Annotated in this window: 12 protein-coding genes; 8 read left to right on the forward strand and 4 right to left on the reverse strand. The window is 58.0% G+C overall.

The window, feature by feature from the left end; all coding sequences use genetic code 11:
• Positions 1-227 precede the first annotated feature (227 nt).
• The 4 genes from AB8A27_RS14665 to AB8A27_RS14680 form a co-directional block, all read right to left on the reverse strand.
• Positions 228-992 carry an SDR family oxidoreductase gene (locus AB8A27_RS14665; protein WP_441242518.1) on the reverse strand — a complete coding sequence of 255 codons (765 nt, stop codon included), beginning with the start codon at positions 990-992 and terminating at the stop codon, positions 228-230.
• 116 nt (positions 993-1,108) lie between these two features.
• The gene (locus tag AB8A27_RS14670) at positions 1,109-2,017 is read right to left on the reverse strand and encodes an AraC family transcriptional regulator (protein ID WP_441242519.1); all 909 of its coding nucleotides are present in this window, start codon (positions 2,015-2,017) and stop codon (positions 1,109-1,111) included.
• Positions 2,018-2,105: 88 nt separating this feature from the next.
• Positions 2,106-2,393, reverse strand: a complete 288-nt coding sequence (locus tag AB8A27_RS14675) for a septal ring lytic transglycosylase RlpA family protein (RefSeq protein ID WP_441242520.1) — start codon at positions 2,391-2,393, stop codon at positions 2,106-2,108.
• Positions 2,394-2,886: 493 nt separating this feature from the next.
• Positions 2,887-3,888, reverse strand: coding sequence for a helix-turn-helix domain-containing protein (locus tag AB8A27_RS14680; RefSeq protein ID WP_441242521.1), 1,002 nt, complete (start codon positions 3,886-3,888; stop codon positions 2,887-2,889).
• Between the two features lie 447 nt (positions 3,889-4,335).
• Between AB8A27_RS14680 and AB8A27_RS14685 the strand changes: the two genes are divergently transcribed.
• The 8 genes from AB8A27_RS14685 to AB8A27_RS14720 all read left to right on the forward strand — a co-directional run bounded on the left by AB8A27_RS14685 (position 4,336) and on the right by AB8A27_RS14720 (position 13,022).
• Positions 4,336-5,262 (forward strand): formylglycine-generating enzyme family protein, encoded by a 927-nt coding sequence (locus AB8A27_RS14685; RefSeq protein WP_441242522.1) that lies wholly within the window; start codon positions 4,336-4,338, stop codon positions 5,260-5,262.
• Complete coding sequence (locus tag AB8A27_RS14690; protein WP_441242523.1) at positions 5,255-7,639, forward strand: arylsulfatase; 2,385 nt, start codon at positions 5,255-5,257, stop codon at positions 7,637-7,639. The genes AB8A27_RS14685 and AB8A27_RS14690 overlap by 8 nt, the downstream gene beginning before the upstream one ends.
• A gap of 123 nt (positions 7,640-7,762) precedes the next feature.
• Positions 7,763-8,110, forward strand: coding sequence for an HdeA/HdeB family chaperone (locus tag AB8A27_RS14695; protein WP_441242524.1), 348 nt, complete (start codon positions 7,763-7,765; stop codon positions 8,108-8,110).
• 66 nt (positions 8,111-8,176) lie between these two features.
• A complete protein-coding gene (locus tag AB8A27_RS14700) occupies positions 8,177-8,998 on the forward strand; it encodes a DUF2092 domain-containing protein (protein ID WP_441242525.1) in 822 nt (273 codons plus the stop codon).
• The gene (locus tag AB8A27_RS14705) at positions 8,995-9,318 is read left to right on the forward strand and encodes a hypothetical protein (RefSeq protein WP_441242526.1); all 324 of its coding nucleotides are present in this window, start codon (positions 8,995-8,997) and stop codon (positions 9,316-9,318) included. The genes AB8A27_RS14700 and AB8A27_RS14705 overlap by 4 nt, the downstream gene beginning before the upstream one ends.
• Positions 9,319-9,655: 337 nt before the next feature.
• A complete protein-coding gene (locus AB8A27_RS14710; RefSeq protein WP_441242527.1) occupies positions 9,656-10,663 on the forward strand; it encodes a SphA family protein in 1,008 nt (335 codons plus the stop codon).
• A 606-nt stretch (positions 10,664-11,269) separates the two neighbouring features.
• Positions 11,270-12,097: an acid phosphatase gene (locus tag AB8A27_RS14715; protein ID WP_441242528.1), complete on the forward strand. Its 828-nt coding sequence runs from the start codon at positions 11,270-11,272 to the stop codon at positions 12,095-12,097.
• A 70-nt stretch (positions 12,098-12,167) separates the two neighbouring features.
• Positions 12,168-13,022, forward strand: a complete 855-nt coding sequence (locus AB8A27_RS14720; RefSeq protein ID WP_441242529.1) for a hypothetical protein — start codon at positions 12,168-12,170, stop codon at positions 13,020-13,022.
• Positions 13,023-13,088 lie beyond the last annotated feature (66 nt).

The following is a 13,088-nucleotide window of genomic DNA, read 5'->3' on the forward strand; positions in this document are numbered from 1 at the left end:
AAGGCAGAGTCCCGCGTATCCGCCAATCAAAAAAACAAGCGAAGCAAGCCAATGTTACCCACATAGCAGCCTCCATGCTTCACGTAGCTTACGTTTATTGCCGGACGCGCACAAACTCCAACACCACCAATTAATAAGGCCCGACTACCTTTCGGCAGCCGGGCAAGTTTACAGAGACAAACAAGACCAACCCTGATCCAGCCGCCCTCTCTTGAGCCTAGTCGCCACTAAATCATACTTGCGCGCGATTTGAGGTCGCTTGCCAATGCGACAGCATCTTGGCCCGCAGGAAAACGAAGCTGACCGGCTGTATCGTGCACTGCGGCCCAGACCGCTTCAGCGACATCGGTTTCCTTGGTGGTCAATGCCGGCTGTGCGAAGGCGGCGAAGATTGGTGCAGCAAAATCGACATAAGGTGTCGGGATCAGGTCTTCGATTCGGACGGATGTGTTCTGAGCAAACCTCGTCGTGGGCGCGTAACCGGGCTCGACGAGTTTGGTTCGGATATTGAAGTAGGCGAGCTCATGCGAAAGAGACCCGGTGAAACCCTCGATCGCCTGTTTACTTGCGGTGTAGGCCGCCGTCAAAGGCATCGCAGCGAGAGTCACGCTTGATGTGACGTTGACAATCGCACCAGAGCGGCGCGCCCGCATTTGTGGGACCACGGCTTGCGTCATCGCCATAACGCCCAGAGTATTAGTCTCGAACACTTTGCGAATATGCGACATCGGCGTTGCTTCGAATGCGCCCACAACGCCGATGCCGGCATTGTTCACAAGTACATCAATCTGCCCGGCACCTTCGATTGCTGCAGCGATACTCTCTTCGTTCGTAACGTCCAAAGGAAGTATTTGTAGGCGCTCGGAACGAGGCAGGATGCCCCGTCGCGGCGAACGCATCGTAGCAATGACGTTCCAACCGTGGACGAGAAAGTGGCGAGCTGTTTCCAGCCCGTAGCCTGATGAGCAACCGGTAATTAGGATCGTTGGCATGATGAGCTCCGACGTTTTCGATGCCCCTTTCCTAGGTCGCAACGCCGAGACGGTCGATAATCAACTGTCCATTTTTTGTTATTCATCGTCCAGAACGAAGTCGCGCGGGGATTTGCCTAGGCCGCCGCGCTTTGATTGCCAGCACGAGCGAACTTGCCAGGAGAGCAACCGTGTCGTTTACGGAAAGCCGTGCTGAATGCGCTCGCGGACTCATAACCGACCTCTGCCGCAATTGTGTCTAAAGTCTTCGCCGTTCGGATTAGCGCATCCTTCGCGACAGCCATCCGCCAGCGCGCCAGATATTCGATCGGACCGCAGCCAAGAGCGTCACCGAAGCGCGCTGCAAACGCCGACCGCGAAAGGCCAGATAGTTGCGCAAGCCCTGCAACCGTCCAGTTCATCCGGATGTCTTCATGCATCATGCGAAGAACACGCGCTAGCAGCGGATCTCGCATAGCGCTGAGGAGCCCTGCCGTCTCGCGGTCTACGCCACGCGACCGGAGTGTCTCGACGAGCAGTATCTCCAGTAGTCGCTGAAGGATCACCTCTCTGCCGGGATCTTCATGTTCGCATTCTTCCGTTATCAGTTCGATCACTTTCCCTAGCCTGCCGGCACGCCCCTGCGACGCAGGCACATGGATGAAGCTTGGAAGAAGCGTGAGCAGGAGCGGAGCATTGACCTGCTCGATCCGGAACGTTCCACCGAGAGAAATGAAGTCAGGTTCTCCCTCCTGATCACCGTGCCTGACAGCAACAGCCACCGGGTCTCGGTGTTCGCAGTTGATCGTAGGTTCGCTCGCCAGTGAAAAGGGTGGCGTGGACGGCAAAAGGAGAAAATCCCCTTTCTCAAACTTAGCAGGCGCCCTGCCCTCAAGCGTGATCCAACACTCGCCTTTAAGAATTATCGTGAAGCCAGGCGCACTATGGGCGGCGTATTGAACTCCCCATCGACCACGCCCGGCGATTGGTTTGGAAACCGCCGTCCCGGGGCGTAGCAGTGCAATTACGTCGCTTAAAGGATCCATTCGTGGACGATCTATAAGTATTGATATGCATTACTTATAGGAAGTCCGGCTGCAATATCGAGGCGGCGACGGAAGAGGACGTTGCGGCTTATCGAACCATACCCCTAATCGTCACACCCATGCTGATCTCATTCGCGCCGGCTCGAGAGAGATCAATGCAGCGCCCCTTGATGAACGGGCCCCTGTCCGTGATGCGCACTCGGACCGGTCGACCATTGGATTTGTTCGTTACCGTGACGTAACTGCCGAAGCGCCTGGTGCGATGCGCGGCCGTCAAAGCGTATGTGTTGAACCGCTCGCCAGAAGCCGTCCTGCGGCCGTGATAACCGTCTCCGACGTCATACTGACTGGCGATGCAAGTTTCCTCCTTGGTCATGGTGACGTTGATGGAGACGACGCCATCGAGAAACCTCTGGGCAGACACCGGTGAGATGAAAGATGCGCATAGAAAAACTCACGCGAGCTGCGCCGCATACGCGAAATCCAATGTCTCGGAATAGATGCACCTGCAGTTGTCATACGCGCTTCCGCGACGACGGAATCCGTGCCTATTGCTGCATGTCGGCTAGTTCGTCCACCGAAACACGAACATTCTTGAAATCGAAGCGGCGTAGTATACGTCCGCTTTGCGCCAGTACCGGACATTGTTCGCTGTGAATCAAGCAGCCGCCGTGGTTCAGACGCAAGGTGGGAGCTTTCGTCCAGTGGCTGAAGGGCCAGATCGGAGCTTCCATCACCTTGACGGCCGAGAAAATCCGAAGGCAAACAAGCATCTTACCTGACCAAATAGGAATCGGGGCGTCGGTCGCACTTTGATGATAGCCGCTGCCATTATCCTTCGGGCGCGAAACGCCCAGATAACATGCACCTTATCCAGATCGCGATTGTTCGCGGAACTGTCGCGGTGTCACACCGGAAATTCGGCGGAAAGCGCGACTGAAGTGTGCCGGATCCGTATAGCCGGAAGAAAGGGCGATATCGATAATCCTGGAATCCGTTTCGCGCAGAAGCTTGCTCGCATTTTCATATCTGACGGTATCAAGCAGATCTGAATAGCTGAGGCCGACATGCGCAAGTTTACGCTGAAAGCTGCGTGTGCTGACGCCCGCCATTTCAGCGACTTCAGCGAGGGCCGGAATTCCGTCGTCCAGATAGGACGGCAGCATCAGTTTTAGCAGCTCAACGATGTCGTAGCCGGACGGGCCGTCCTCGTGGGCTTGCGGCGCAGGGCTCACGTCTTTCCGACGATTGGTGAGACTGAGATAAGAGATCGGCACGTCGATCCACGCGGCATGCTGGCCTGACAGGAACCGCACATTGGGCCACAAGGATTGCGTTGCGGGCCGCGGCGTGTAGCGCGCTTCAAAGGCGATCGTCGCCGGCATCCAGTCCGGCCCTGCGAACTGCCGGACGATGTGTATGGAGAAAATGTTCTGGATCCATTGCAGGTGCTCCATATGCAGGAGCCCGTTTGTCCCGGCGAGCGTAGTGCAAATCCGCGCGCGATCGTCATCGTGCTCGATCCACATGCTCAGGATTGTATCCTCCCGCGGCGCCCATGTGCAGGCATGCCGCAGCGCAACGAGCAGTGTCGGAGAGCGAGCGATCAGGGCCCGCGTTTTCTCGCGCATATGGGAGAAATGTAGCCGCTGGCTGGCCAGGAAGCCGAATTCTTCAATGCCCTGGCTTCTGCGGGCGGTTTCCATGAAGCGGATGGCCGGCATCAGCGGGACATAGAGATCGCTCTTGTCGACCAAAGACGACGGAAGCCGAAACTTGGTCAGAAGCGAACTCGTCGGCGCGCCGGTCTCGTCGAGAATCCCAACGAAGGGCAGAAGAAACTGGCAGCGCGTCAAAGGGATGTTGGCCATTGGGTCTCGTCGCGATCATCAGAGGGCACTTTGCATCAGCCACAATTTCATTCGAATCGCTACTGGCGAGCCCGAAGAATGTCACCGTTCTCTTGCCGGCACCTGTCGGCCTCGAATTGCAGCGGTCGCCGCGCCTTGTGCATTGAGGCAAGAATTCACCTGCAAATGACATGGCCGGCAGCGTTTGGCGCGAAATGGCAAGACGATGGACCTTCCTCTGCACGAAATGACCCGCGACAGGGTGCACCTGTCGATCGTAAGGCAACCGGGCCGGGCGCAGGCCCCGGCTTCCCCAGAGATTCCGCCCTCGGAACGTCGGCACCGGCCCGGCTTTGCTTCCACCATCCCAATGACTCCGACAAGTAAACTGGAACCAGCATATTGAGAACGCTGACCTGCGCCGAAACGGCTCAGACGGATTTGCGATCGGAGCATGTACGAGACGGCATGATCTTCGTGTATGCCGGAACGTTCTGGATGGGTTCGGATCGGCACTACCCCGAAGAGAAACCGGCTCACCGCGTCAGTGTTGATGGGTTCTTCATTGACGAGACTCCCGTCACCAATTCTCAGTTTGCTGAGTTCGTGGCCGCCACAGGATATCGCACGGTTGCCGAATCCGTGCCCGATCCAAAAGACTATCCCGGCATATTGCCGGAAATGTTGTATGCGGGCTCGCTGGTTTTTCGCGAGCCGACCGGGCGTGTCGGTCTTGATGACTGGTCGCAGTGGTGGTCGTTTCTCGAGGGTGCCAACTGGCGCCATCCCTATGGTCCGGTTAGCAGCATCGAAGGACGAGATGATCATCCTGTCGTCCACGTCACCCACCAGGACGCGCTGGCCTATGCACGATGGAAGGGCAAGAATCTTCCTACAGAAGCCGAGTGGGAGTTCGCCGCCAGAGGAGGCCTCGAACAGGCCGAATTCGCATGGGGATCGGAGCTGATCCCCGATGGCCGGCATATGGCGAATACCTGGCAAGGATCGTTTCCGACGGTCAATCTTGAGCAGGACGGATACTCCCGCACGTCGCCCGTGAAAGCCTTTCCGCCCAACGGATACGGTCTCTACGACATGATCGGCAACGTCTGGGAGTGGACGTCCGACTGGTACTCCGCGCAGCACGAAGCAGACACGACGAAAGCCTGCTGCGTGCCCAGCAATCCTCGCGGCGGGCATGAGTCAGCCAGCTACGATCCATGTCTTCCCGAAATAAAAATCCCGCGGAAGGTCCTCAAAGGCGGCTCGCATCTGTGCGCTCCGAATTATTGCCGCCACTATCGGCCTGCGGCTCGCCATCCAGAAGCAATCGATACTTCGACAAGTCATGTCGGGTTCAGATGCGTTGTTCGAAATGGAGAATCGAATGAATAAGCCTCTTAATAACCATCTCAGGGCACGCTGGTTGGGCGTGAGCACGACTCTCCTGTTGTTGGGAACGCCTGCTGTCGCCCAGGAATCGCTGCCTTTCCCGCCCACGCCGTCAGGAAGCAAGGCTGGTCCGACGATCGCGCAGTCCACCTATAACCCGGTACCGGAGAAATCGCGCCTTCCGGCCAATGCACCAAACATCGTCGTGATCATGCTCGACGACGTTGGTCCCGCACTCCCCAGCACCTATGGTGGCGTGATCAAGACAGACACGCTGAGCCGTGTTGCCGAAGGCGGCGTGTCGTACAATCGCTTCCACAATGCCGCAATGTGCTCCCCAACGCGAGCAGCGTTGCTGACCGGACGTAATCATCACCGTGTCGGGTTTGGCCAGATCGCAGAACTGGCAAACGATTGGGATGGCTACTCCGGCCATATCCCGGCTACATCCGCGGCCGCGCCGAAAGTGCTCGGCTATTACGGCTATGCGACGGGCGCTTTCGGAAAGTGGCACAACACGCCGGCCAACGAGACCACAGCCGTCGGTCCCTATACGAACTGGCCAGCAGGGCGGGGAGTCGGTTTCGACTACTTCTACGGCTTCCTTGCCGGGGAATCCTCGCAGTGGGAGCCCGCAGTCGTCGAAAATACGGTTCGCCTGGATCCATCCGCGGGCAAGACAGAATATCACTTCACCGAGGACATGACCGACAAGGCTGTCTCATGGATCAAGCAGGTCCACGCGCTGACGCCCGATCGCCCGTTCTTCATGTACTGGACCCCTGGCGCCTCCCATGGTCCGCACCACATTTTCAAGAACTGGGCGGACAAATATAAGGGCAAGTTCGACGACGGCTGGGATGTCATGCGCGAGCGCGTCTTCGCCCGCCAGAAAGAACTCGGATGGATTCCGAAAGACACCGAACTGACGCCGCGGCCGAAAACGCTTGCCGCGTGGGCCGATATCCCCGAGGACGAAAAGCCATTCCAGCGCCGGCTCATGGAGGTGTTCGCCGGATACACCGAGCATGCGGATGCCCAGGCCGGCCGGCTGATCGATACGCTCGACGAACTCGGCATTCGTGACAACACCCTCATCTTCTACGTCTGGGGTGACAACGGCTCGAGCGCCGAAGGTCAGAACGGGACCATCAGCGAACTGCTGGCGCAGAATGGTATTGCTTCCGAGATGAAGGATCACCTCCGCACCCTGACGGAACTAGGCGGCCTGGATGTGCTCGGATCGCCCAAGGTCGACAACATGTACCATGCCGGCTGGGCGTGGGCCGGCTCTACGCCTTATCAGTCCACCAAACTGATCGCGGCGCATTTCGGCGGGACGCGTACGCCGATGGCGGTTTCCTGGCCGACCAGGATCAAGCCGGACAAGACACCGCATCCGCAGTTTCATCATGTCAACGATATCGTGCCGACGATTTATGACATCCTGAAAATCAAGCCGCCAAAGCTTGTCGATGGCGTCACACAGGACCCACTCGACGGCATCAGCATGGTCTACTCCTTCGAGGCGCCAACCGCGCCGGGACAGAAGAAGGAACAGTATTTCGAGGTGATGGGCAGCCGCGCGATCTACAAGGACGAGTGGATTGCGTCCGTGTTCGGACCACGCATCCCCTGGCAGGCAGGTGTCGATCCAGCGATCGCGAAATGGACGCCTGAGAACGACGTGTGGGAACTCTACGATCTCCGGAAGGACTTTTCGCAGGCGAAGGATATCGCGTCTGCCAATCCCAAAAAAGTCGAGGAGATGAAGAAGACATTCGATGCGAACGCAAAGGCAAACAAGGTCTATCCCGTCGGCGGCGGCCTGTGGTCCGTTGTCTTCCATCCCGAAGACGCGCCAGCCAATCCGGCCAAGTCGTTCGACTACACGCAGGAAGTCGTTGCCGTTCCGGAGTTCACCGCACCGAAGCTCGGATCACGAAGCAGCCTTGTCAGCATCGACGCAGAACTGAAGCCGGACTCGAAGGGCGTGCTCTACGCACTGGGCGCGATCTCGGGCGGGCTTTCGCTGTGGGTCGAAGACGGCAAGCTCAGCTTTGAGTACAATCTGTACGAGATCGAACGGACGAGGCTCGATACGACCGCTCCGCTCCCGACCGGAAAGGTCAAGATCGAAGTCGAAACACGCGTGGCCAGCAGCGTACACGCTGGTCCTCTCGACATCGTCATCCGCGTGGACGGCAAGGAAGTGGCCAAGGGCCGGGTGCCTCGCTCAACCTCACTCGGGTTTACTGCCAATGACGCTTTCGACGTCGGCCGTGACAGCTATTCGCCGGTCTCGTTCGCGTATTATGACCGCAAGCCATTTGCGTTCAACGGAAAGATCAACCGTCTACGGGTTGAGTATCTGAACTGAGTGGTTGATCCCATCAAATTATCGTCGGCCGGGAGCGGAGAACGAAGGTGTTTGCCGCTCCCGGTCGAGAATGAACGTCACTACCCCTGCAGATAATGCCTGCTGAATCACGAGGGAAACTCAATGATGAAGAAACTTGCTTTTGTTCTTGCTGTTGCGTGCGCAGCACCGCTGAGCTCGGCTCAAGCCCAAACCGAATTGAAGGCCTATGCCGATGCGGATGGTTACATCAACGTGCAGAAGCTGACTTGCGCGCAACTCGCCGGAACGTATCAAGAAGACGCGAACTTTCTCGGCGTCTGGTACAGCGGTTGGTACAATGGCCTCGGAAAGAAGTCGTCCATCAACTTGCCCAGAGTTCGAGAAGGCATTCACGAATTGATCGTCTACTGCAAGGCCAATCAGGGCACGACGATCATCAAGGCCATCGACGTTCTTCTGAAGGCTGAAAAGGTCCGCACTGCCAAATGAATGGTGGGTTTCTCCATCATTCAGGTTTGCCGGCCCAGCGAACTCACAAGTAACAGGAATCATCTCTTGAAAAGCCAATCCAGAACGCCCTTGAATGTGGCGCGCCGTTCGATCCCCTCTGTTGCCGCACTCCTGATCGCGTCGGGTTTATCTGCGACATGCGTTGGAGTTGGCGCTGCCCACGCGGATGATGCTGCATCCATCCTGCGCGCAATGTCCGACTACATCGCGAATCAAAAGAATGTTTCGATGTCGTATGATTCCGATATCGAGATCATGACCCCGGACATGCAGAAGGTTCAGTTTGCCAGTTCCGGGCAACTCACCCTCCATCGGCCGGACAAACTCCGCGTGACACGAACCGGCGGCTACGCCGACGTTGAGCTCGTATACGATGGCACCAATTTCACCGTTTCCGATCGTGCCCGCAAAATCTACGGGCAGATGCTAGCCCCCGGCACCATCGACCAGCTCGTCGACCGCATTCGTGACAAGTCCGGCATCGAGGCGCCGGGTGCCGATCTTCTTCTCGCCAATTCCTATGCAGCCTTGATGGATGGAGTCTATGACGCCAAGCATATCGGCAGGGGCGTCATCGACGGCCATGAGTGTGAACACCTGGCTTTCCGTACGCCGGATGTCGACTGGCAGATCTGGATAGAACCAGGCGCGACGCCGATTCCGCGCAAATACATCATCACCACCAAAACGGTGACAGGCGCGCCTCAGTACACGCTCCGAATTAGCAGCTGGAAAACGAGCCCCGACACCACTGCCGATACATTCGCTTTCAAGCCGAGCGCAGACATAAAGAAACACGAGATTCAGAATCTCGGCCATATCGATGAGATCCCCCCAGGAATCGGCCCCAGCGGAGAGAAGAAATGACTGGATTGAAAAGCAAGCTGCTGAAAATCGCCCTCGGAACGAGCGTGGCCATCCTGTGTTTGTCGGTCAGCGAACAGGCGTCGCTCACGCGTGGCGGCACGTTCATGACCTCGGCTGAGGCACTCATCGGAGCTCCGCTCACACCCCTGAGTTACGCTGGCGTCGCACGGCGAACAACGCGCCGAGCCATCGTGGGAGGAGCCGTCGTTGGCGGAGCCATCGTGGGCGGAACAGTCGCGGGTGCAGCCGCCGTAGCCGCGCCACCCGCTTGCGTTCAGGCGGTCGACGTCTACGGCCGAATCTATAACCGGTGCTACTGATCGCACTCAAATCGAGAGCTCTTTCAGCGGGTCGTTGTTGTCGATTCACGTCGAGCAACGACTGATGCGTTGTTCTCAACGTTACTGAAATAGCTGGAGCGCGCTCCCATCGGAAAGTGCTTCAGCTTTTTTTGACGCATCCTGTCTCAGGGCGAATGCGTTTGCGCTGGAATGGCCCCATTCAAGATCGGGTCCCTTAGCGTGGTGTGGCTTTTCGATGTAAACGCAACACCCTGCGAATAATGTGAGTGCGCGGGAGTTCGGTGTGACGAATATCGATTCGCACGTATGTTGATCCCGTTCTAATTCCTGCTGTTCTGCCACGCGGAGTTTGTTGATGCGCTTCTCTTTGACGATAACGATTGCTGCCAGCGCCATGCTGTGCTGGTCACAAACGCCAGTCACAGCAGCCGAAGGCGGCGTAAGTGTCTTCCTCCTCGGGTCACACGCAACCGGCGCGGGCATTACGCCGCCGCCCGGCGTCTTCTTTCAGAACGATTTCTATTATTACGACGGCAAACTCAGCGGCGGTCGAACTCTGCCGACCGGTGGTCTTCTCGTTGCAGACGTCTCGGCCCAGAGCTGGATCGAATTGCCAACAACACTCTGGGTTACACCTGCCAAGATTCTCGGCGGCAATCTCGCATTCTCGTTGACGACGCCCGTTGGTGAGCCGCGCGTGAATGCAAATCTGCTGGTGAACTCTCCGCGCTTCGGGCCGATCGGTGTCGGCGTGACGGACAAGAATGCTAACCTCAGCGACTTCTTTCTCCAGTCCTTTGTCGGGTGGCAGTCGGGCAATTTTCACTGGCAGCTCGGCGTCGGCGGTGTGATCCCGTCCGGAACGTATGTCGCCGGTCAACTGTCGAACGCCTCGCTGAACAGACCCGCGCTCGACGTCTTCGGCACTTTCACATGGCTGGATCCTGCCATCGGCTGGGATCTCTCCGCAGCGGTGGGCGTCACCTTCAACCAGACCAACACGGCGACCGACTACAGGAGTGGCGATGAATTCCACCTCGAGTGGGCAGCAACCAAATACATCATCAAGGAATTCACGCTCGGGCTCGTCGGTTACTATTACCGGCAACTGACGGCGGACTCCGGAACAGGCGCAAAGCTGGGCGCCTTTGAAGGTCGTGTCATCGCACTCGGCGGCTCGATTGGGTACACGTTCGAGGTCGGGAAGCTCCCGATTTCAACGCGCCTGAAAATCTATCGTGAATTCGATGCCGTGAACCGCATGGAAGGCACTGCCGGATACTTTACCGTGTCTGTGCCCGTCGCGTTGGATACCAATGTAATGGCGCTCGCCGATGGGCGCTCGTTCAAAACCAAATTCTAGCTCCTTCAACTGGGACGCCTCCAGGCTTGTTCTTTGTCGATGTTCTGAGGAACGATGGATAGGATTGATGACGGGCATATCAGTCAGGACACACCGCCTCACAAATTTCGAAGAACTCAATGCCGCCGTTTATGGAGCACGCATCAGCGGGACGTAGAGATCGCTAAATGGCTTGACCGGTCGCGATTGGCGCGAAGTGGCAAGACGGTTGGCCTTAGTCTGCACGAAATGACCGGATGGGATTCGCCCGTCGATCAGAGACAATCGGGCCGGACGCAGGCATCGGCGTCCGCGAACAATCCGCTCCACGGAACGTCGGCACCGGCCCGGCTTTGCTTCTGCCTTCCCAAGGAAGCCGACAATTAAACTGGAACCACAATCTTACCGCCTCCGCTTCGATTGCTTTTTCACGGGCAACTGGTTGTGCCGAAAAAGTCAGGTGGCAACCATGTTCAGAGCACTGATCTTTGCAGCAACCTACCGTTTTTGATCGGCGGCTCTGACTTACCTTCTAAGGGGCGGCCCGGTCAGATGGCGGGGACCCGCATTCGGGGAAACTCAGTCGCCCGATGATCCCGGCACTCTTGAAATGAATAGGGACTATCCATGACCGTAAACCTGGTTCGATCCGCAGGCGCATCCATCTTCGTGCTGTTTATGATTTGCGGGCAGGCCGTCGCGCAATCGAACGAAACCCAACCGAAGGTCACCGATCCCCATTTCAAGATAGCGCCCGGTTATCTGAAGCCGGCCGACCTGCCGAACAGCCAGGTCCTGCTCGGTCCGCCCCCCGAGAAGGATTCGGCCGCGCTTGCCAGGGACGAAGAAGCACGCAAGGCAACGCTCCCCCTGCGCGGCACCGACCGCTGGAAGCAGGCCTCCACCGACGCCGATCTTGCCTTCCCGCAAGCCGCCGATAATTTTTCCTGCGCGATGGGGATCAAGATCGACAAGGAACAGACCCCGCGCCTCTATGCCATGATGCAGAAGATGCTGTCCGACTTCGGCCTGTCGACCTATGGCGTGAAGAACAAGTACAACCGCACCCGCCCTTTCGTCGTTCACAACGAAGCCACATGCCGGGCGGATCAGGAAGCGATCCTGCGGACAGACGGCTCCTATCCGTCGGGCCATACGGCTGCCGGCTGGGGATGGGCCCTCGTCTTCGCGCAGATCAATCCCGAGCGTTCCAACGAGTTGTTCACGCGCGGCATCGCTTTCGGCCAGAGCCGCGTGATCTGCGATGCGCATTGGCAGAGCGACGTCGATGCAGGCCGCATCATGGGGGCAGCGACCTTTGCGCGCTTGCAGACCAACGCGACCTTCCTTGCCGACCTCAAGGCTGCGAAGGCCGAAGTAGAGGCAGCGAAGACAAAGCATGCTATGCCAGCACAGGTTTGTGCAGCCGAGACAACGACCTTGTCCACGCAATAAGCGGATCTCAGTTTTGAGCAGCGGGCGTCTTCGACTGATCCATGGATGGCTTCTAGTTTGCGCCCTCGGCTTGGGCGCGACCAATGCTGCCTTCGGCAAAGACGACACCGATCAAACGGCTGAATTCACCGCGCCAAGCGTCTATCTGGATCTCCGGACCACCTATGCGACAGCCCCCGGCGGCGCGATCGGAATCGGCTTCGGCAATACGTCGCTGTTTTCGGTTCTGGGGGCGATCGCCCTTGCGGCCGGTCACACGCCATCGACCGTGCCGACCCATATCAAATTGCCGACGGTGCACGCGGTCACGGTTGATATCCCGCTGACCGTCGACTTGAACGATCGGGTGTCGGTTTATGGCGGTGTTTCCGTGAACGCCAACACGATGCCGCTCGGCGGCTGGACGGATATCGACATCGCGAGCTGGAACGTCGGCTTCCAGGCCGATCTCTACAAACAAAATGGCGGCGCGCTCCCCAGCGTCACCGTGCAATCGACCATCACGCAATCGCTGCCGTTCGGCCCGTTCGCGACGACGAATTTCAATAACGTCATCGAGTTCGACTATGCATTGGACGAGGATCAGACGAGGGGATTTCTCCTTGGCTTCCAGGACACCCGCGTCGCGGTCCAAAGCGCCTCGGCGGACGTCCGTCCGGGCATGATCGGATATGCCGGCGGCTACTATCAGTGGTCGAACAACTGGAAAGCGTCCGCCCGCGTTGGCATGCAATCATTCGGCGGCGTCGAGCTCCTGAACCGAACGCTAATCCAGCCCTTTACCCAGCCCGTCCTACGCCTTGACCTGGACCGAATGGATGACAACGACAATCGCCTGTTCGGTGTGATGGTGCAGGTCCAATGGATCCCGCAGCCGTCCTATCAATTGACGTTCAGGACGCCGCTTTATCTGACGCAGAACTAGCCAGCGCCCCCCACGCGGTGTCGGATGTCCATTGGCGCGAAATGGCAAGACAAGTGATCCGAGATG

It is taken from the genome of Tardiphaga sp. 768_D3_N2_1 (genome assembly GCF_052076105.1).
GTDB lineage: Bacteria > Pseudomonadota > Alphaproteobacteria > Rhizobiales > Xanthobacteraceae > Tardiphaga.